This is a genomic window from Yinghuangia sp. ASG 101 (genome assembly GCF_021165735.1).
GTDB lineage: Bacteria > Actinomycetota > Actinomycetes > Streptomycetales > Streptomycetaceae > Yinghuangia.
This window is the reverse complement of the sequence record NZ_CP088911.1, coordinates 2,477,534-2,495,742: the sequence shown is the minus strand read 5'-3', so window position 1 is coordinate 2,495,742 and position 18,209 is coordinate 2,477,534. Positions and strand designations below refer to the sequence as shown.

The following is an 18,209-nucleotide window of genomic DNA, read 5'->3' as shown; positions in this document are numbered from 1 at the left end:
GATGCGGTCGCTGGACAGCCTCGCGCCGCAACCCGCTTCCGCCGGCGAAACATCAGGGGGATCAGGAGCGGTCTGGTTCCTTCAGGGTGTGCGGGACGACGGCGCGGGTGTCGGTCGCGGAAGCGGCGATGACGAGGTCGTAGTCGCCGGGGTCGACCTTCCAGTTGTGGGTGGCCAAGTCCCGGCGGGCGAACGAGCGTTCGTTGAGTTCGAGGCGGGCGGTGCCGGTCTGGCCGGGGGCGAGTTCGAGTTTGGCGAATCCGGCGAGTTCCTTGCGGGGCCGGTGGACGGTGGGGGCCTGGGGCGCGATGTAGAGCTGGACGACGTCGGTCCCGGCGCGGTCGGAGGTGTTGGTGATCGGCACCTCGACGGCCACGTCGGTTCCGTCACCGGTGATGCAGGGGGTGCCCCAGGCGAAGTCGGCGCAGGAGCTGCCGTGCCCGAAGGGGATCAGTGGGTCGATGCCGCGGGCGTCGTACCAGCGGTACCCGACGTAGATGCCCTCGCCGTAGTGGACGGTGTTCGCTTCGCCGGGGTAGTTGAGGTACGCGGGGGTGTCCTGCTCGCGGCGTGCCCAGGTGGTGGGCATACGTCCGCCCGGGTCGGCGTCGCCGAGGAGGACGTCGGCGATCGCCTCGCCGCCCTCTTGGCCGGGGTACCACGCGAGCAGGGCGGCGGGGACGTCGTTCAGCCATGGCATGGCCATCGGTGCGCCGCAGTTGAGGACCACGACGGTGTTGGGGTTGGCCGCGACCACGCGGCGGACCAACTCGTCCTGCCCTGCGGGCAGTTCGAAGGAGTCGCGGTCGGCTCCTTCGCTCTCCCACTCATGGGTGGAGCCGACGACCACCACGGCCACGTCCGGCATTTTTTGATGCCCATGCGCTGGCGGGGCACCGACAGTGTGGCGATCATGTGGCGATCGCTCGTGGGGCTTGGGCATATGCGCCGGTCGCTGCACCTCCGGAGACTGTGCCCGGCGTACAGGCCGACTCTTCCGCCGCCACGTGCGCGAACGTCCCCGAATACGGGCTGACCAGCGCCTTTGCATGCGGCAACGTTCGGCGAAAATCGTCAACGTCGGTCAATCTCTGTCCATGGAATGTCCATGGACACAGAGCGGCCCGGCCCCGTCATGGCGGGTGTACCGCACCGCCGTCGCCGCGTGGCAACGCGGTCTCCCGTTCCCACCGGCCAACCGTCCGTGCTCGGCGGACCGTTCCGCACGAGATTGGTGCCATTCAGTAATAAATCGGGCCGATCGCCGCACCCCCGCGCACGCCGCGTACCCTGCGTCTGTGGAACTGGCTTTCGAGACGCGCGGGTCGGACTCGCCGTGGGTCGACACCGTGTGGACCTGCACGAGCGAGCGCGTCACGACCATGACGTCCGTCGCGGGGGTGCGCTGCGGCCTGGTGTTCTGGGAGCAGGACGGCCGAGCGCACGCGGGCGTCACCGGTCCCGAGACCCGGACCGGTACGGCGCCGGTGCCGGAGGGGGCGACCTTCACGGGCATCGAACTCGCCGTCGGCACCGCGCTGCGGGCCGTGCCCGCGACCACGCTGGTCGACTCCGGCATCGCACTCCCCGACACCACGCGCCGGACGTTCCGGCTCGACGGCGCGCGCTGGGAGACACCCTGCTCCGACGACGCCGAAGCTCTGGTCGCCCGCCTTGTCGAGGCCGGGGTCGTGGTCCGTGACCCGCTCGTCGCCGAGGTGCTGCGGGGTCACCGTCCGGCGGTCTCGGGGCGCACGATCGAACGCCGGTTCCGCTCCGCGACCGGGCTGACCGCGGGTGCCGTCCGGCAGATCGAGCGGGCCCGTCGCGCGGCGGCGCTGCTCGCCGCGGGCGATTTGGTGGCCGATGTCGTCGCCGCGCTCGACTACTTCGACGAGCCGCACCTGGCCCGCGCGCTGCGCTCGTACGTCGGCCGCACCGCCGGGCAACTGCGCGGGGGCGTCGACGGCGCGATCGCCCTCGACCTGGATCAACGCCGGACGTCGTAGACCAGCTTCACGATCCCGTTGGAGTAGGTCTCCGACTCCCGCAGCGCCAGCATGTGCTTGTCGCGGTCGGCCCGATCGAACAGGCTCTTGCCGGCGCCGAGCAGCACGGGGAACACCAGGAGGTTGTACCGGTCGATCAGGCCCGCCTCCGACAGCCGCCGGCCCAGCTCCGCGCTCCCATGGATGAAGATCGAGCCGCCGTCGCCTTCCTTGAGGGCGGCGACGTCCTCGGTCGAGCGCAGGATGGACGTCGGCCCCCACCCGTCGACCAGGGCGTCGTCGGACAGCGACGTCGACACCACATACTTGGGCAGGTCCCGGTAGTCGGCGTGGTCCGCCGAGCCGGGCCAGACCGGGGCGAACGCCTCGTAGCTGCGGCGTCCGAACATCAGCGCCGTCGTGTCGGCGAGTTCCTCGCCCTTCAACGACCAGGCCTCCGGGACGAATTCGAGGTCGTCGACCACCCAGCCCCCGCTGCGGTGGCCCTCGCCGGGCCCGCCGGGGGAGTCCACGACGCCGTCGAGTGACATGAAACCGGTGTAGACGAGGTTGCGCATGGTGCCGTCTCCTCATGATCGAACGCTGTGCCGAGGTCACGGTAGATCAGCTCCCTGGGGCCGTCTTGGACGGAAACGACACCGGCTCGGACCGGTCCCGCCCGACCGGACCCCCCGGTCCCACGCCGCCTCCCGGACGCGCCGAAGACCGTCGCGTCGGGGGCTTGCCCCGGCGGCCCGGAGCGGGGAATCATCCCGGCTTGTCGCGCGCGGGCGGTGCGCCGCGCACACGGCGGCGCGCGGCGAAGTCGCCTACGCGCCAAGTCCGTTGCCGTTCCGTCGGCGCCAGGTGGAAGGCTCTCCTCCCCGGTCCGGACCCCGTCCCGGAGGCCGGACCACCACCCCCGCGTGGCGGCCCGCGCCACGCTCCACCCGGTCAAGCGCCATACGCCACACGGACAATGACATTTCCGCCGGTCTGGAGGAACGTTTTTGGGACTCCTGAGTTCCACGCTCCGAAAACTGCGGAGCCGTCGGGAATCCTCCGCCGCCCGGTACGCCCGGCCGGCGCCGCCGGCCCACCACGGCGAGCAGCCGCACCCCGATCCCACACCCGCGACGACCCGCGGACCGCGGGACGCCGCACCGTCGGCGAAGGCACAGGAAACCGTCGCCGCACCGGCCGCATCGACGTCGCGGCGTCCCGACGTGAAGGTGTTCCTTCCGTACGGAAACCCGGAGACGACGCGCCACTTCCTCGACGGAATACAGCGCATATTGAACCGGTTTCCGGACACGCCTTTGGGTGCGGTGTCGGTCGCGCCGGACTTCGAGGGCCCGCACAACTTCGCCCGGACACTGGCTCCGGTCCAAGGGGATTCCGCAGGGCACATCACCCCGCTCGAACCCGTCACCGTGGAGGTCAATCCCCAATGGATCGCGGAGACATCCTTCGCCGGCAATATGGCGGCTCAGGACAAGGCATACCGGGACTTCGAGGCCGCCGCCCAAGAAGTGCGGGAACTGTACGGCGTCACCGACCATGTCTCGCCCCCCGGCCTCTATTCCCCGCGGGGTGCCGGGGCCCACGAGGGCACGCACGCGGTGGTGGAGACCCTGCCGAACAAGCACTGGATGAGCGCGGGAGTGGTGGCCGGCTTTCCGAACGCCCTCATGGACGACGTCAAGGCGAGTGTCGGTCGGTTGCTCGGCATACCGCCGGAGACCGTCCGGGACGGCCATATCGCCGCGGTCCTCGGCCCGGGAATCCGGCGCGGGCCGGCGGAAATGGTCGCAAACGCCGGCGCGGACATGGCACTCCGCGAGGAGCGGGCCGACCCCATCCACCGGCAGATCATCGGCCGACTCGCCGCCGCGATCAAGACCGAGCGAATCCGGCACGCCACCGCCCACGCGATGGCCCCCGACACCCGCCTCGCGATCACCAACCATCTGCAAACAGCCACAGCCGGACTCCCCCCACCCTCACCCTCCACCATCAATCCCCGCACCCCCGCCCAATCCCCCACCCCCACCAACGCCCCCCAGCCCCCGGGCATCGCCCCACTACACCGGCAGGAAAGGGAGAAGGGCCTGAACAAATGCCGGAAGAAGAGACTGTGACCCCGCACTCTCGTCACCGATGCGCTTCTGCCGCACGGGTGCCGCGGTGAAGTCCGGAATTTCGCGTCGAACGCCGCACCGCACGTGATGCGTCACGACGGCCCGCTCGCGGCGCGGCTCCGGCTCGCGCCGGCACGGGAATTCACCGACTACGCGGCGGCCGGCGCGTTGCACCGCTCCCGCTTGGCCTGGACGCACGTCGAACAGACGTTGAGGCTTCCCGGCGGCCGGGGGAGGCCTCTGGACGGTGAAGGGGTCGGCGACGATGCGGCAAGGCCCGGGCCGAGCGCGTCGGTTGGCGGTGCTCCGCCGCGGGCGACACCGTGGTTCGCCCGGCGCACGCCCAAGCGCGTGAAGGCCGTTGCCGCGCGTGGCGGTCGTCGGGTGCCCGCACCCCAATCCGTACCGCCGCGGGCGAGCGGGCTACCTGCACACAGGGTTTTGGCGGCCTCTCCATCCTTCGTCATCGGTGATGAGGCGGGGGTGGGCCTTGAGGTTCCGTACGCGCCGCGCTCTGGGAACGGGCTCGGTCGGCCGTGGGGGCCGTTACCGTGAGTGTAGGAATCCTCACGACCGATGGAGTATCCCGTGGACGACAACACCGATTGGCGAAAGACCTGGCCGTTCCGATGTCATGACGATGTGCCACACGCGTGGAAGTACAACGGCGAGTACGTTCCGGGCAAGCCCTGGTCGAAGTACTGCGCGGAGTGCTTCATGGTGAAGGCGGGCAACACCACCGACAACGACGCCGTTTCGGGTCCGGTCGCGGCGTTGCCGCAGGAGAACGGCGTATGACCGTACGGCCGTTGCCGATCCGACGCAGCGTCAGAAAATGTGATCGTGTGACCGCGATCCTGTCGTCTCCACCCCGGGTCCGGTGTACCCGGGCCGTACCACCGCCACGGCCCGTGACCGGCGGCATTCGCGTTTTCGGGCGTGACGCCGGACACTTTCCCTACGAAACCGACCGATAAGCGATGACCGGAAGTAATGCCTCGGTGGCATTCCGGTCAGCTCGCCACCCTCGGCGGCCGTCAGAGGCGCCGAACAGCGATGATGGGGTTTCCTTCGTCGTTCCTCCGCGCCGGCCAGGGGGCGCCGCGCGGGGAGAGCATGGTCAGCAGGGCGGAAGAAGGGGTGCCATGGACCGTACGGATCGCATCGGCAAGCGGGCCCGCGTGGCCGGGTGGCTGCGCCGCGCGCAGCGAGGGGACGCGGAGGCCGGGCGCGACCGCCGTGCGGATCTGCTCCACGAGGTCGTACGCCTCGGCTGGCCGGTCTGCCCGGCCGCGCACCCGCTGGAATACGGCTGTTCCTGTGACCGCGTCGGATGCCCCTCGCCCGGCATGCACCCGATGTCCTCCGCGTGGCAGACCCAGGCCACGCTCGACCCCGCGCAGGTGGACCGCTGGCTCGACCGGCACCCGGAGGCGAACTTCGTCACCGCGACAGGGGTCGCCCACGACGTGCTCGACGTCCCGGCCGCCGCCGGCGAACTGGCCCTGGAAGCCCTGGGCGCCGAGGTCGGCCCGGTCGCGGCGTGCGGCCCCGACCGACACCTGTTCTTCACCGCCACGCGCGGCACCCCCGTCGACGAGGACGAATGGTGGCCGTGCGAGCTGGACTGCCACCCCGAGACCCTGGACGAACACCCGGGCCTGCGCTGGCACTGCCGGGGCAGCTACGTGCTCCTGCCGCCGTCGGGCCACCCGTCCGGCGCCACCGTGCGCTGGATCCGCGGCCCCGAGACCGCCCTGCCCGACCCGCTCCGGGTCCTGGACGTCCTGACCGACGCGTGCGACACGGTCGGTGCCGGAGCGACGGATACGCGCTGGCTCATGGGCCGGTGATCCCGTGCGCCGGGCACACACCGGTGCCCGGCGCGGTCAGCCGTCCCGGCGGCGACGAGGCCGCGCGGCGCGACGGGCGGCACGACCCGGTGACGGCCGTCACCGCGCACGGGCGCCGAGTCCGCCCGCGCGATCCGCGCGGTACACGGACGTGCACGGCCGTACCGCGCGAGGAGCGGTCCACACGATCAAGCGCTCGCCGGGCGCCCCGCGTCGCGGCGACCACGGGCGTCGGCCCGCCCCGGGCACACCGCCTGGCGACGACCGCCGTACGCATCCGCGACACGACCCCCGCCCCTACTCGCCTTCCGCGCCGATGAGGCCCGACATCGTCGCCACCAGTCGCACCTGGCCGTCACCCGCGGGCGGCACGACCGCCGCGTACCCCGTCAGCCGGTGTTCGGTCACCGACTTCTTCGGCGGCTCCGCCAGGAACGCCTGCTGCTCCGGCTCGATCTCGCCGAGCACGTTGGGCGGCTGCACCGTCAGCTTCATGCTGTGCGTCACCGCGAACAGCACCAGCGCGCCGCCGCCCTTCGTGCGGATCGCCAACGGGGGGAAGTGCGCGGCCGGGGTGTCGATGAACTGCCGGACGAATCCGTTCTGTACGGGTTCTTCGCGCAATCTGCGCTGCTCCGTCGTGGTCGGCTCGTCGGCGAACAGCCCCGCCGACGCCCGGCCGTCCGTCAGATACGCGGTCAGCGCGCCCGCGGTGTCCTGCGGCGCGACCACCAAGTCGGCCGCGTCGGCGGGTACTTCGACGACGTGGCCCTTCGCGTCGCGGTAGGGCTCGGGAAAAGTCTCACCGGGCCGCAGCGTCGGCCCCCACGCGGCCTGCCACGGCGCGTCCGGGTCCTGCTTCGTGAACACCAGCAGCATCGCCCGCGCGTTCGGGTACGACGGCGTGTTCTGCACCGCGAACCACTTCGGCCAGCCGATCGTGCGCGGGATCCAGAACTGCGGCCTGTCGTGGGTGAACTCCGGTATCTCACGCGTCCGTTGCGGATCGGTGAACTGCATGATCCGCAGCGACGCCTGGTCGATCGCGCCGACCGGCCCCGTTTCGATCCGTGCGTTCAAATCGGTGTCGCGATGCGTGTACACCTCGTTGTTCCGCGCGTCGAACTCCGCGAGCACTTGGGCCGCTTCGTGCTCGTCCAAGGGCGCGACGCGGGTGTGTTCGCCGTCGACGGTCACACAGCCGGTGACGGCGAACGCGAGCAGGGCCGCCACCAGGACGGCGAGCAGAGAGACCGGCCGGGCGGGCGGCGCGGGTATCTGCCGATGCGAAGAGTGAGCGGTTCCAGACACGACCGGGAGACTACGGCAGCGTCAGGATCTCCGCGCCGGAGTCCGTGACGACGATGGTGTGTTCGAACTGCGCCGTGCGCTTGCGGTCCTTCGTGACGACCGTCCAGCCGTCGTCCCACATGTCGTATTCGTAGGTGCCGAGTGTCAGCATCGGTTCGATCGTGAACGTCATCCCGGGCTCCATCACGGTGACCGCCCGGGGGTCGTCGTAGTGCGGGATGATCAGCCCGGAGTGGAACGTCGAGTTGATGCCGTGGCCGGTGAAGTCGCGCACGACGCCGTAGCCGAACCGCTTGGCGTACGACTCGATCACGCGCCCGATGACGTTGATCTGCCGGCCCGCGCGCGCGGCCTTGATGCCGCGGTGCATCGCCTCCCGCGTGCGCTCGACCAGCAGCCGCGACTCCTCGTCGGCATCGCCGACCAGGTATGTCGCGTCGGTGTCGCCGTGCACCCCGTTGATGAACACGGTGACGTCGATGTTGACGATGTCGCCGTCCTCGAGCCGGGTGGTGTCCGGGATGCCGTGGCAGATGACCTCGTTGACCGAGGTGCAGACCGTCTTCGGGTAGCCGCGGTAGCCCAGGCACGAGGGGTACGCGCCGTGGTCGAGGATGTACTCGTGCGCCACGCGGTCGAGTTCGTCGGTCGTCACGCCCGGCGCGACGTGCTTGGCGGCCTCGACCAGCGACCCGGCGGCGATGCGCCCGGCGATCCGCATCTTCTCGATCGTCTCGGCGCTCTGCACGTCGGGGCCCTCGTAGCGCGCGGGCGCCGCCTTGCCGACGTACTCCGGCCGGGGGATGTCGGCGGGCACGGTGCGGATCGGGGTGGGCTTGCCGGGAACGAGAGTCGCCATAACTTGCGAGTGTAACCACCACGGGTCGGGCAGCATCACCCGCGAGCGCACGCGCGAACGCGCCCGCGCACCGCGGCGGGGCACGGGGCGCCGCGCGCGTGCCGGACGAGCGGACGACCGGCAGGGGAGCGCGTCATGTTCGGGTGGTGGCGGCCGAAGGGCCGCGAGAACGAGTGGTTCTACTGCGTGCGGCACAACCGGGTCGAAGAGGGACCGGAATGCCGCGCGCTCGACCGGCTGGGACCGTACGACAGCCGCGCGGAGGCGGAACACGCCCTGGAGACCGCCCGGGAGCGCAACCGCTCGTGGGAGAACGACCCGCAGTGGGACGACCGCGGGCCGGGACGCGACTGAGCACCGCGCGAAGGGCCGCGTCCCGGGGCACTGTGGCCTCGGAACGCGGCCCTTCGGCGCGGCCGTGCGGACTACCGCGTGCGCATCGTCGCGCCCGCGCGGCGGCTCGTGGCCGTCTTGCGGCTCGTCCGCTTCGTCGCGGGGCCGCGCTTCGCCGCCGTCTTGCGGGTCGGCGCCTTGGCGGCGGTCTTCTTGACGGCGCTTCTGATCGCGCCGACCTTCTTCGCGACGTTCTTCTTGGCCGCGGTCTTCTTCGCCGGCGCGCTCTTGGCGGCCTTCCGGGTGGCCGACTTCTTCGCGGGCGCGCGGTTGGTCATCGACGTCCGGGTGGTGGTGCGCTTGGTCGTCGTCCGCTTCGTCGCGGCCTTCTTCGCGGGTGCCTTCCGCGCGGCGGCCTTCGCGGTCCGCTTGGCGGTCCGCTTCGCCGCGGTCTTCTTGGTGGTCTTGCGGGCGGTGGTCTTCGCCGGCGCCGCCATCGCGGCGCCGGTGCGGTCGTCGACCGCGCTCGCCATGCTCGCGCGCTGTACGGAGCGCAGCGCGGACATCGCCTCGCGCTTGGTCGGGTACGCCGGGGACTTGGCGAGCGTGGTGCCGTCGGCGGCCTCCACGATGAATCCGTACTTGCCCGTACGGCCCTTGCTGAGAACGAACCTTGCCGGCATCGGTGCCTCCCGTGTGCGGGACAAATGTCCGGCCCGTCGCCGAACGATTTACGTATCAAGCAAGCACGGAATGCAGCATTTGTCACACTAGTTGTGGCTTTAGAGTGAAATTGTCAAAGGTCTGAAAGGCTTGTTAAGCCCGACTTGCCGGTAAATGCGCTGTGACCTCGGCTGCATCTGCGCGCTGCCTGCTGCCTCCCGCCGACCCCCCTGGCAGGATCACGCCATGACTACCCCCTCCAACGCTCAGCGCGATCCGCACGACCTGCCCGACGTCGGCGGTCTCGTCGTCGGTGTCCTCGGTGGAACCGGCGAGCAGGGTCGCGGACTCGCCTACCGTCTCGCCGTCGCGGGCCAGAAAGTGGTGATCGGTTCGCGGAGCGCGGACCGCGCGGCGTCGGCCGCCGCGGAGTTGGGTGCCGGAGTGCGCGGTACCGACAACGCGTCCTGCGCCGCGGAGAGCGACGTCGTCATCGTCGCGGTGCCCTGGGAAGGCCACAAGGAGCTGCTGGTCTCGCTCGCCGCGCAGCTCGCGGGCAAGGTCGTGGTCGACTGCGTGAACCCGATGGGCTTCGACAAGCGCGGCGCGTACTCCCTGCCGGTCGAGGAGGGCAGCGCCGCGGAGCAGGCCGCCGCCGTCCTGCCGGAATCGCGGGTGACCGCGGCGTTCCACCACGTCTCGGCGGTGCTGCTGCTCGACCCCAACGTGGAGTCCCTCGACACCGACATCATGGTGCTCGGCGACGAGCGCTCGGCCACCGACATCGTGCAGGCGCTCGCGAGCCGGATCCCGGGCATGCGCGGGGTGTACGCGGGCCGGCTGCGCAACGCGGGCCAGGTCGAGGCGCTCACCGCGAACCTGATCTCGGTCAACCGCCGCTACAAGGCGCACGCCGGCCTGCGGGTCACCGACGTCTGATCCCCGGCGGCGCGGGCGGTCGCGCGGGATGTGCAGGACGCGCGGGACGGCGGGAGCGCGCCGAGCGGGACAACGGAACATACGTGAAGGGCGGTCGGGCACCATGTGCCGGACCGCCCTTCACGTGTTTCGGAGGCGGGGTCGTCAGCCCGCCAGCGACGCCATCCACGCGCCGAGCGACTTGGTGTGGGTGCCGCCGGTGTTCGCACGGACGGCGTCCTCGAGGGCGTTCAGCAGGAAGGTGGCCATGCCGGCGGTCGCCGGGTCGGTCAGGGTCGCGCGCGCCTGCTCGTCGACGCTGAGGCGGGTGTGCACCTCGGGCACCGCGATCTCGGGGCCGTGCACGACGTACGCGCCCAGGTTGCGCAGCTGGCTGCGCAGCTCCTCCTGCGCGCGGATGCCGCCCTGTGCGCCCGGGGAGGCGGAGAGCACGGCGACCGGCTTGCCGAACCAGGACGACTGGCCGTACGGGCGCGACGCCCAGTCCAGCGCGTTCTTCAGCACGCCGGGCACCGAGCGGTTGTACTCCGGCGTCGAGATGACGATGCCGTCCGCGCTGCGGACCGCCTCGCGCAGGCGGACCACCGACGCCGGTACGTCGGCTTCCAAGTCCTCGTTGAAGTGCGGGAGTTCGTCGATGCCCTTGAAGACCTCGATCGTGGTGCCCTCGGGGGCGAGGGCGGGAAGCGCGTTCAGCAGGGCGGTGTTGAACGACGCGGCGCGGATCGAGCCCGAGATGCCGAGGATGCGGGTCATGGGGGGTGCCTCCAGCGGGAAGTTGGTTGAAACATGAACAACTTATACCCATGTTGTTTCGATTTCAACTTGCCTGCGGGCCGACGTCGGCCGGGGGCGTCGGGCCCGGCCCGGACCGGCGCCGGGCGGGTGCGTCGGCCGGCGGCCCGTCGGGGAGAATCGACGGCGAGCACAGGGCCGGCGCCATGCGGTCCAACGCTCGCCGCCGTCGTATCGATGCCCCGGTGTGTCCGATGCCGCTGTGTGCGACGTCACATGCCCGCATCGGTCCGACGTCCGCCGGGGTTCGGCGTCGGCGTTCCGCCGCACCGACCCCGCCCTGACCCCCCTGGCCCCACCTGATCCGCCCTGACCCCGCCCTGACCCCACCCCGATCCCACCCGGAAGCTGGACGCATGACCTCCACGCCCTCTCCCGCGCCGCGCGTGCCGCGCGTCGTCGTCCTGGCCGCCGCCGTGGCCGTGCTCGCGATCGTCGCCGCGGTGATCGCCTTCATGGACGGCAGTTGGCTCGGGATCCCGTTTGTCCTGCTTGCCGCCGTGGACGGGAATATCGCGTGGTTCTACCTGCATCGCGCCCGGCGGGCCGCGTCCGCGTCGGACCGGTCGGCGGAGACCGCCGCCTGACCGCGCGCCGCGGGGCGCGCGACCGCGACCGTTAACTCGTTCGCCTGAATCTCGTGCGGCGGAGTGTGTCGCTGTCGTGTTCGAACAAAAGTTCGCATAGGCTGAGCGCGGGACTTATCCACAGGTGTGTGCGACCGCGTCCCGCGATGTCGGTGGGACGGGTTAGCGTCTGGGCAATGAAGCGCACACCACGACCCGACAGGGCGGCATCAGCGATGGCACCAGGACAGGACCGCGAGAAGGCTCTCGACGCAGCTCTCGCGCAGATCGAGCGGCAGTTCGGCAAAGGCTCCGTCATGCGTCTCGGCGACGACACGCGTGCCCCGGTCGAGATCATTCCCACCGGGGCGATCGCTCTCGACGTCGCGCTCGGCATCGGCGGGTACCCGCGTGGCCGCATCGTCGAGGTGTACGGCCCGGAGTCGTCCGGCAAGACGACGATCGCCCTGCACGCGATCGCCAGTGCGCAGCGCGCGGGCGGCGTCGCCGCGATCGTCGACGCCGAGCACGCGCTCGACCCGGAGTACGCCAAGAAGCTCGGCGTCGACACCGACGCGCTGCTGGTCTCGCAGCCGGACACCGGTGAGCAGGCCCTGGAGATCGCGGACATGCTGATCCGCTCCGGCGCGCTCGACATCATCGTGGTCGACTCGGTCGCGGCCCTGGTGCCCCGCGCCGAGATCGAGGGCGAGATGGGCGACTCCCACGTCGGTCTCCAGGCCCGCCTGATGAGCCAGGCGCTGCGCAAGGTCGCCGGTGCGCTCAACCAGACCAAGACCACCGCGATCTTCATCAACCAGCTGCGCGAGAAGATCGGCGTCATGTTCGGGTCTCCCGAGACCACGACCGGTGGCCGGGCGCTGAAGTTCTACTCGTCGGTGCGGCTCGACATCCGCCGGATCGAGACGCTCAAGGACGGCACCGAGGCGGTCGGCAACCGCACGCGCGTCAAGGTCGTGAAGAACAAGATGGCCGCGCCGTTCAAGCAGGCCGAGTTCGACATCCTGTACGGCGTGGGCATCAGCCGCGAGGGCGGGCTCATCGACATGGGCGTCGAGCACGGCTTCGTCCGCAAGTCCGGCGCCTGGTACACGTACGAGGGCGACCAACTCGGCCAGGGCAAGGAGAACGTCCGCAACTTCCTGCGGGACAACCCCGACCTCGCCGACGAGATCGAGAAGAAGATCAAGGCGAAGCTGGGCGTGGGCCCGCAGGCCGACACGCACACCGACGCCGAGCCGACTCCCGCGGAGACGCCCGCCCGCACGCCGTCGGCGAAGTCTTCCGCGTCGGCATCGGCCGCGAAGACCGCTCCCGCCGCGGCAGCCGCGAAGGCCGCGGCGCCCGCGGCGACTGCTGCGGCATCCGCGGCGAAGGCGGCCCCGGCGGCCCCCGCGGAGCCGGCCGCACGAGCGGCGAAGGCCTAGAACGCATATCCGAGGCATCACACACGGACGACGGCACGCCCCGATGCCCGGGGCGGCGGCCCGAGTCCGAGGTCATCCCGGCCCAGCGCGGGCCGGAGACGGGCGACGGCCCGGTCACGGGGGCCGGGCCGCAGCGGCGAGGCGGGCGAGGAGACGAGTGCGAGGGCGTGGCGGGGAGCACGGCGAGGCGGCCGACGCCGACGGAGCCGCCCCTCCCGGCGACACGGTGGAATGGAACGACACGTGGGCCGGTGAGGTCAGCCCCGAGGAACAGGCCCGCGCCCGGGCCCTGCTCGGACGCGCTCTGGCCGGCGGCCAGGGGGCCTCGGCCGCCGTCGAGGAATGGACGCGCGCCCGCGCTCGCCCCACGCGCGCAGGGCGCGGGGCCGGAAGCCGGACGGATCGCCTCGACGCGACGGCCACGGCACCCGACCGCGAGCCGCGTGCCGACGACGCCACGGGTGGCACGGCGCGCGGCCGTCGACGGGCCTCCGTCCGTCGCGGGCCGACGGACGGGTACGACGGCGACGGGGGAGCGGCCTCCAGGGCGGGCGGTCCCGGTCACGCGGACGACTCCCTCGCGGCCTGGGCCGGAGGCGACGGCTCGGACGACGACCCGGCGTACGACCCGGGCGGCCACGACGAGGCCGAGGGCTTTCCGGGGCGGCGTCGGCGCGGCAGGCGCTCGGTCGGCGGCGGGCGCCGGGGCGAGGGAACCCGCGCGGGGTTCGCGGAGGCCAGCGGATTCGACGCCCCGGACGCGGACGACGAGGACGGCCACGGCGAACCCGGCCGCCCACGGGGCGGGCGCCGCGACGGCGGCGGGCAGGCCGCGGAGCCGGGGAGCGCCGGTCGCCGCCGCGCACAACGCACCGGCCCCGCACAGATCGACCCGGACGCCGACCCGGAGGCCGCCGCCCGCGCGATCTGCCTGCGGCAACTGACCGGCCAGCCGCGCACCCGCGCGCAGTTGGCCGACGCGCTGCGACGCCGGGGTGTTCCCGACGACGTCGCCGAGCACGTTCTCGGCCGGTTCACCGAGGTCAAGCTCATCGACGACGCGGCCTTCGCCGCCGCCTGGGTCGACACCCGGCACGCGGGGCGCGGCCTGGCCCGCAGGGCACTCGCCCGCGAACTGCGGCAGCGCGGTGTCGACCCCGATCTCGTCGACGAAGCCGTCGAACGCCTCGACCCCGAACAGGAGTGGGAGACCGCCCGGGCCCTGGTCGCCCGCAAACTCCCCGGCATGCGGCGCCTCGACCGACACGTCCGCATGCGCCGCCTCGCGGGCATGCTCGCCCGCAAGGGCTACGGCGAAGGCCTCGCCCTCCGCGTCGTCCGCGAGGCACTGGACGCCGACGACGCCGACAGCGCCTGGGACGACGACGAACCCCCGCCCGAACCGGAGTTCTGATCGCCGGACAGCGGCATACGGGCTTCCGCGAGGCCCGGCCCGCCGTGGGTCGGCCGTCCGCCGTCACCCCCGCCGACGACCCCGCGCCGAACCGGAGTTCCGATCGCTCGACGGCGGCGCACGGGCTTCCGCGAGGCCACGGCCGGGCCGGCGTCGAGGCCGCGGTGTGTGAGGTTTCGAACAGTCGGTTCGCGAGGGTGCGTCACCCCGTCGGCCCTAGGGTGGTGCGGCGTTTCGCCATTGTGTAGGGCGATTCGACACGTGCGCCGAGCGACCCGGAGGCGCTCCGCCGCCGACCGTTCGCGTGCGTCCGCAGCACCGCCGCCGAGCCGTGGAGACGTATGGATGCCCTGACCCGTAAGACCGTTCTGATCAGTGTCGGCGTCTCGGCGGTCATCGTCGGTGGGTCCGCACTCGGGTGGTATCTCTCGGACGATGACGACCAGAGCCGCGGCGAGGTCCGCGGGCTCACGCGCGAGGCCGTCGACGATCTCGGCCAGGCCTCCTACCGCGACCAGTCGCCGAACGCGGCCCGCCACGAACTCGAGGTCGCGCTCGACCTCGCGGCGGGTCGCCACGACACGCGTACGCCCAAGGTCGCGACGACCGACGTCGCGACCCGCGAGGAGACCACGGGAGACGGGCCCCGCACACTGATGACGTACTACTTCACCGTCACGGGCAAGGGCGGCGGGAACGCCGTCTGCCTTACGTTCACCGAGTCCGGCGCCGCCGCGGGCCAGGGCGTGGGGCTCTACGACATCGCCCAGTCCGACGGGGAGTGCCGCAAAGAGGGCTGAGAGCACGATGGGCACATACCGGGAGCGGGCGTCGACGGTCGGCGGGGCCGTCGTCTGGCACCGGTCGGCCGAAGGGGCCGAGACGGCGGACACGCGGGTCCTGCCGGACGGGTGCATGGATCTGATCTGGATGCACGGCGCGCTGGTCGTCGCGGGGCCGGACACCGTCGCGCACGTCGCCCGCGCGCCGGGGGCGTTCACCGGGATCCGCTTCCCGCCCGGTCTCGGCCCCGCGGTCCTCGGCCTGCCGGCGGTCGAACTGCGTGACCGGAGAGTGCCGTTGGCCGACGTGTGGGACGCCCGTGAGGTGCGCGTGTGGACCGGGCGCGTGGCCGAGGCCGAGGCACCGGGGCGCGTGTTGGAGCACATCGCGGCGCTGCGGCTGCGCGAGACCGCGCCCGATCCCGTCGCCCGGGCGGTCGCCGCCGGGCTGGCGCGCGGCGAGCGGGTCGCGGGTCTCGCCGATCGTGTCGGTCTCAGCGGACGGCAGCTGCACCGGCGGAGCGTCGCGGCGTTCGGGTACGGCCCGAAGACGCTCGGCCGCGTGCTGCGCCTCGGCCGGGCACTCGAACTGGCGCGTGGCGGCGAGCCGTTCGCCGATGTCGCGGTGCGTGCGGGGTACGCGGACCAGGCGCACCTCGCGCGGGAGGTGCGGTCGCTGGCCGGCGTACCGCTGACCGCGTTGGTGCGCGGGTGAGCTACGCGCCGGGCAGGGCGGCGAGCAGGTCGACGCCGTTGCCGTCCGGGTCGAGGACGGTCGCGTAGCGCTGCCCCCAGAACGCGTCGAACGGCGCGAGGTGGCTGGTGTATCCCGCGGCGACGAGCGCGTCGTGGGTCCGGTCGACCGCCGCGGGGTCGGCGCATGTGAACGCGAGCCCGATCCGGCCGCCCCGCGGCGCCTCCCAATCCGGCGCGAACGACCGGACGTTCGCGGCGGTGTCCCAGACCAGCAGCAGCCCGCCGGGGAGCGCGGCCTCGACGTGCGGCTGCGTGTCGGCGTCGGCGGGGATGTCGAGTCCGAGGCGCCGGTAGAAGGCCAGGGTGGCGGCCATGTCGTCGACCACGCAGCCGATGAAGGTGAAGACGGGTGTGGGGTTCGGGGTGCTCATGCCCTCACGGTAGGCGGCGGTGATCGGGCGGTCTTGAACGATTCGGACGCGACGGATTCGCGTGCGGACGCGGCGGCGGGTCGCCGTTGTGTCGCGGCGCATCGGCGCGGTCGCGTCCGCGAGGGCCGCGCGGGCGGTCGGGTGCGGTGGGCCGGGTCGGGCGAAGGCTCGCGCGGCGTCGCGCGGCGCGTTCCGGTGCTGTGTCCCGGAACGTTCGTGCGCGCGGGGCACCGGCCGCCGCGCGCCGCGCGACGTCATTCCGGCACGGCCGCGACGACCGCGTCGGGGCGCCGGCCCACCGCGCGCAGTGCCGCCGCGAGCAGTTCGCCGCCCGGGGGGAGCCACGCCGTCAGGTAGCCGTCCGGGCGGACCACGAGCAGCGTGTGCGCGGTCGCGCCGGGATACTCGGGGGTGACCACCAGCTCGGACTCCAGCGGGAGTTCGCCGAGTCTCGCGCGCAGCAGCGGCATCAGGCCGGCGTCGCGCCAGCGCCGTCCCTCCCAGACCTCTATCCCGGGGGCGACGAGGACGAAGACGAGGCCCGCGTCCAGGCACACGGACAGTTGGGCGCGTTGGCCGTCGGCGCGCACGACCGGGATGTCCTCGACGGGCGCGCCGACGCCGGGGCCGGGGGTGAGCAGCGGTGAACCGGCGTATTCGGGATAGGCGTCCGCGAAGAGCGCACGCGGGTCGAGGCGTCGCAGCGTCGTGCCCTTGCCGCGCGCGCCCATCAGCGTCAGGCGGCGCCCGACTTTCTGCGCGGCGCCGCGCGGGCTGAAGAAGTGCAGGGCGTCCTCGCCGTACGCGAGTCTGCGCCGCGCGGCACTGCGGCGTTCGCCGTGGTACGTCTCGATGAGGCGTTCGGGCGCGCGGCGGCGCATCACGAGGGCGAGTTTCCAGGCGAGGTTGCGGGCGTCCTGGAGGCCGAGGTCGACGCCGTCGGCGACGGTGGGGTGGACGAGGTGCGCGGCGTCGCCCGCGAGCAGCACGCGTCCGATGCGGAAGCGGCGGGCGAGGCGCTGGTGGACCTCGAACTCGCCTTGCCACAGGAGGTCGTGGACGGGCGCGGCGTCGGTGTCGCCGTCGGGGTGCAGGCCCTCCAGGGTGCGCAGGACCGCGCGGACGCGGTTGGCGGTGCGCCGCGGGTCGCCGGGGTCGCCCTGGACGGGGATGAGGGCGGTGGCGTCCGCGGCCTTGGCGATGCCGTGGACGAGCGGGAGCTGCCACGTGAGCCGCCACACGTCCGAGGGCAGCGGCTGGGCCAGCACGGTTCCGTCGCGCTGAAACGGCGGGTCGACGAACAGCCAGGGCTCGACGGGCGATTCGTCCCACGGCGGGCGCGGCAGGGCGACCTTGACATCGGCGCACAGCAGCCGGTCGACGCGCGGGCGGCCGGGGAAGCGCACGCCCAAAGCGCGGCGGACGGCCGAGTGCGCGCCGTCGGCGGCGACCAGCCACGCGCCTTGCTGCTGTATGACGCCGCGCGGGCCGCGGGCGACGACGGTGACCGCGTCCTTGTGCTGGTCGATGCCCTCGACGCGGTGCCGCCACAGGACGGTGACCAGCGCGGTTTCGCGGACGGTGTCCAGCAGGGCCTGTTCCAGGCGCTGCTGGGAGAGGCCGAAGCGCTCCGGGGCGGGGGCGGCGGAGCCGTCCGAGCCGCGTACCGGTGGCACGGTCGTGGATCGCCGCCGGATGCGCAGCGGCCCCCACGGCTGGCCGGCTCCCGCGAGGCGCCCGCCGACCAGTTCGGTGGCGAAGGCGTACGTGACGGCGTCGAGCGCGCACGACCGCGAGCCTTCGCGCGCGGTGCCGTCCCCGGCGTCGATCAGCACCGTGCGGATGCCCTGGCGCGCGAGCGCCAGCACGGAGGCCAGACCGGCTGGTCCGGCCCCGACGACGATCACCGAGTCCCGGTGGGGGTGGGATTCGGCCGTGCCTGGCATGCGGTGCCTCCCGGAGGAATCGAGTCCTGACGTCGTGTCGCGGG

At 72.5% G+C, this 18,209-nt stretch carries 19 protein-coding genes; 11 read left to right on the top strand and 8 right to left on the bottom strand.

Going from position 1 to position 18,209, the window contains the following annotated elements; all coding sequences use genetic code 11:
- Positions 1 to 61: 61 nt before the first annotated feature.
- Positions 62 to 868 (bottom strand): glycoside hydrolase family 3 C-terminal domain-containing protein, encoded by an 807-nt coding sequence (locus tag LO772_RS10275; protein ID WP_269453181.1) that lies wholly within the window; start codon positions 866 to 868, stop codon positions 62 to 64.
- 430 nt (positions 869 to 1,298) lie between these two features.
- On the opposite strand from LO772_RS10275, the gene LO772_RS10270 reads away from it, so the two are divergent.
- Positions 1,299 to 2,009: a helix-turn-helix domain-containing protein gene (locus LO772_RS10270; RefSeq protein ID WP_231778089.1), complete on the top strand. Its 711-nt coding sequence runs from the start codon at positions 1,299 to 1,301 to the stop codon at positions 2,007 to 2,009.
- On the opposite strand, the gene LO772_RS10265 is transcribed toward LO772_RS10270, so the two are convergent.
- Complete coding sequence (locus tag LO772_RS10265) at positions 1,991 to 2,566, bottom strand: dihydrofolate reductase family protein (RefSeq protein WP_231778088.1); 576 nt, start codon at positions 2,564 to 2,566, stop codon at positions 1,991 to 1,993. The genes LO772_RS10270 and LO772_RS10265 overlap by 19 nt on opposite strands.
- A 648-nt stretch (positions 2,567 to 3,214) precedes the next feature.
- On the opposite strand from LO772_RS10265, the gene LO772_RS10260 reads away from it, so the two are divergent.
- From LO772_RS10260 to LO772_RS10250, 3 genes are all read left to right on the top strand, one after another.
- Positions 3,215 to 4,129, top strand: coding sequence for a hypothetical protein (locus LO772_RS10260; RefSeq protein WP_231778087.1), 915 nt, complete (start codon positions 3,215 to 3,217; stop codon positions 4,127 to 4,129).
- A 588-nt stretch (positions 4,130 to 4,717) separates the two neighbouring features.
- The gene (locus tag LO772_RS10255) at positions 4,718 to 4,927 is read left to right on the top strand and encodes a hypothetical protein (RefSeq protein WP_231778086.1); all 210 of its coding nucleotides are present in this window, start codon (positions 4,718 to 4,720) and stop codon (positions 4,925 to 4,927) included.
- Positions 4,928 to 5,274: 347 nt separating this feature from the next.
- Positions 5,275 to 5,982, top strand: a complete 708-nt coding sequence (locus LO772_RS10250; RefSeq protein ID WP_231778085.1) for a bifunctional DNA primase/polymerase — start codon at positions 5,275 to 5,277, stop codon at positions 5,980 to 5,982.
- A gap of 297 nt (positions 5,983 to 6,279) precedes the next feature.
- On the opposite strand, the gene LO772_RS10245 is transcribed toward LO772_RS10250, so the two are convergent.
- Both LO772_RS10245 and map read right to left on the bottom strand, forming a co-directional pair.
- Positions 6,280 to 7,293 carry a hypothetical protein gene (locus tag LO772_RS10245; RefSeq protein ID WP_231778084.1) on the bottom strand — a complete coding sequence of 338 codons (1,014 nt, stop codon included), beginning with the start codon at positions 7,291 to 7,293 and terminating at the stop codon, positions 6,280 to 6,282.
- A 10-nt stretch (positions 7,294 to 7,303) separates the two neighbouring features.
- The gene (gene map / locus LO772_RS10240; protein WP_231778083.1) at positions 7,304 to 8,152 is read right to left on the bottom strand and encodes a type I methionyl aminopeptidase; all 849 of its coding nucleotides are present in this window, start codon (positions 8,150 to 8,152) and stop codon (positions 7,304 to 7,306) included.
- Between the two features lie 135 nt (positions 8,153 to 8,287).
- Here map and LO772_RS10235 point away from each other — a divergent pair, with 135 nt between their 5' ends.
- Entirely contained in the window at positions 8,288 to 8,506 is a 219-nt protein-coding gene (locus LO772_RS10235; RefSeq protein ID WP_231778082.1) for a hypothetical protein, read from the top strand.
- A 71-nt stretch (positions 8,507 to 8,577) separates the two neighbouring features.
- On the opposite strand, the gene LO772_RS10230 is transcribed toward LO772_RS10235, so the two are convergent.
- Positions 8,578 to 9,168, bottom strand: coding sequence for a YegP family protein (locus tag LO772_RS10230; RefSeq protein ID WP_231778081.1), 591 nt, complete (start codon positions 9,166 to 9,168; stop codon positions 8,578 to 8,580).
- 226 nt (positions 9,169 to 9,394) lie between these two features.
- Between LO772_RS10230 and npdG the strand changes: the two genes are divergently transcribed.
- Positions 9,395 to 10,087 (top strand): NADPH-dependent F420 reductase, encoded by a 693-nt coding sequence (gene npdG / locus LO772_RS10225; RefSeq protein WP_231778080.1) that lies wholly within the window; start codon positions 9,395 to 9,397, stop codon positions 10,085 to 10,087.
- Positions 10,088 to 10,231: 144 nt separating this feature from the next.
- Here the strand turns inward: npdG and LO772_RS10220 are convergent, their stop codons facing one another.
- On the bottom strand, positions 10,232 to 10,843 hold the full coding sequence (locus tag LO772_RS10220; RefSeq protein ID WP_231778079.1) for an NADPH-dependent FMN reductase: 612 nt from the start codon (positions 10,841 to 10,843) through the stop codon (positions 10,232 to 10,234).
- 395 nt (positions 10,844 to 11,238) lie between these two features.
- On the opposite strand from LO772_RS10220, the gene LO772_RS10215 reads away from it, so the two are divergent.
- The 5 genes from LO772_RS10215 to LO772_RS10195 all read left to right on the top strand — a co-directional run bounded on the left by LO772_RS10215 (position 11,239) and on the right by LO772_RS10195 (position 15,807).
- Positions 11,239 to 11,469 (top strand): hypothetical protein, encoded by a 231-nt coding sequence (locus LO772_RS10215; RefSeq protein ID WP_231778078.1) that lies wholly within the window; start codon positions 11,239 to 11,241, stop codon positions 11,467 to 11,469.
- Between the two features lie 215 nt (positions 11,470 to 11,684).
- Positions 11,685 to 12,896, top strand: a complete 1,212-nt coding sequence (gene recA / locus LO772_RS10210; RefSeq protein ID WP_231778077.1) for a recombinase RecA — start codon at positions 11,685 to 11,687, stop codon at positions 12,894 to 12,896.
- 157 nt (positions 12,897 to 13,053) lie between these two features.
- On the top strand, positions 13,054 to 14,310 hold the full coding sequence (locus tag LO772_RS36260) for a RecX family transcriptional regulator (RefSeq protein WP_443089386.1): 1,257 nt from the start codon (positions 13,054 to 13,056) through the stop codon (positions 14,308 to 14,310).
- Positions 14,311 to 14,651: 341 nt separating this feature from the next.
- Positions 14,652 to 15,110, top strand: a complete 459-nt coding sequence (locus LO772_RS10200; RefSeq protein WP_231778076.1) for a hypothetical protein — start codon at positions 14,652 to 14,654, stop codon at positions 15,108 to 15,110.
- Positions 15,111 to 15,117: 7 nt separating this feature from the next.
- Complete coding sequence (locus LO772_RS10195) at positions 15,118 to 15,807, top strand: helix-turn-helix transcriptional regulator (protein WP_231778075.1); 690 nt, start codon at positions 15,118 to 15,120, stop codon at positions 15,805 to 15,807.
- Position 15,808: 1 nt separating this feature from the next.
- Here the strand turns inward: LO772_RS10195 and LO772_RS10190 are convergent, their stop codons facing one another.
- Positions 15,809 to 16,219, bottom strand: a complete 411-nt coding sequence (locus LO772_RS10190; protein ID WP_231778074.1) for a VOC family protein — start codon at positions 16,217 to 16,219, stop codon at positions 15,809 to 15,811.
- Positions 16,220 to 16,473: 254 nt separating this feature from the next.
- The gene (locus tag LO772_RS10185; RefSeq protein ID WP_231778073.1) at positions 16,474 to 18,165 is read right to left on the bottom strand and encodes an FAD-dependent monooxygenase; all 1,692 of its coding nucleotides are present in this window, start codon (positions 18,163 to 18,165) and stop codon (positions 16,474 to 16,476) included.
- Positions 18,166 to 18,209: the final 44 nt, after the last annotated feature.

Excerpts from the sequence above, each read along its gene's own strand:
- npdG (WP_231778080.1), top strand. The coding sequence starts at position 9,395 with ATGACTACCCCCTCCAACGCTCAGCGCGATCCGCACGACCTGCCCGAC.
- map (WP_231778083.1), bottom strand. The coding sequence starts at position 8,152 with ATGGCGACTCTCGTTCCCGGCAAGCCCACCCCGATCCGCACCGTGCCC.
- LO772_RS10215 (WP_231778078.1), top strand. The coding sequence starts at position 11,239 with ATGACCTCCACGCCCTCTCCCGCGCCGCGCGTGCCGCGCGTCGTCGTC.
- LO772_RS10230 (WP_231778081.1), bottom strand. The coding sequence starts at position 9,168 with ATGCCGGCAAGGTTCGTTCTCAGCAAGGGCCGTACGGGCAAGTACGGA.
- LO772_RS10220 (WP_231778079.1), bottom strand. The coding sequence starts at position 10,843 with ATGACCCGCATCCTCGGCATCTCGGGCTCGATCCGCGCCGCGTCGTTC.
- LO772_RS10190 (WP_231778074.1), bottom strand. The coding sequence starts at position 16,219 with ATGAGCACCCCGAACCCCACACCCGTCTTCACCTTCATCGGCTGCGTG.
- LO772_RS10275 (WP_269453181.1), bottom strand. The coding sequence starts at position 868 with ATGCCGGACGTGGCCGTGGTGGTCGTCGGCTCCACCCATGAGTGGGAG.
- LO772_RS10200 (WP_231778076.1), top strand. The coding sequence starts at position 14,652 with ATGGATGCCCTGACCCGTAAGACCGTTCTGATCAGTGTCGGCGTCTCG.
- LO772_RS10250 (WP_231778085.1), top strand. The coding sequence starts at position 5,275 with ATGGACCGTACGGATCGCATCGGCAAGCGGGCCCGCGTGGCCGGGTGG.
- LO772_RS10235 (WP_231778082.1), top strand. The coding sequence starts at position 8,288 with ATGTTCGGGTGGTGGCGGCCGAAGGGCCGCGAGAACGAGTGGTTCTAC.
- LO772_RS10195 (WP_231778075.1), top strand. The coding sequence starts at position 15,118 with ATGGGCACATACCGGGAGCGGGCGTCGACGGTCGGCGGGGCCGTCGTC.
- recA (WP_231778077.1), top strand. The coding sequence starts at position 11,685 with ATGGCACCAGGACAGGACCGCGAGAAGGCTCTCGACGCAGCTCTCGCG.
- LO772_RS10185 (WP_231778073.1), bottom strand. The coding sequence starts at position 18,165 with ATGCCAGGCACGGCCGAATCCCACCCCCACCGGGACTCGGTGATCGTC.
- LO772_RS10265 (WP_231778088.1), bottom strand. The coding sequence starts at position 2,566 with ATGCGCAACCTCGTCTACACCGGTTTCATGTCACTCGACGGCGTCGTG.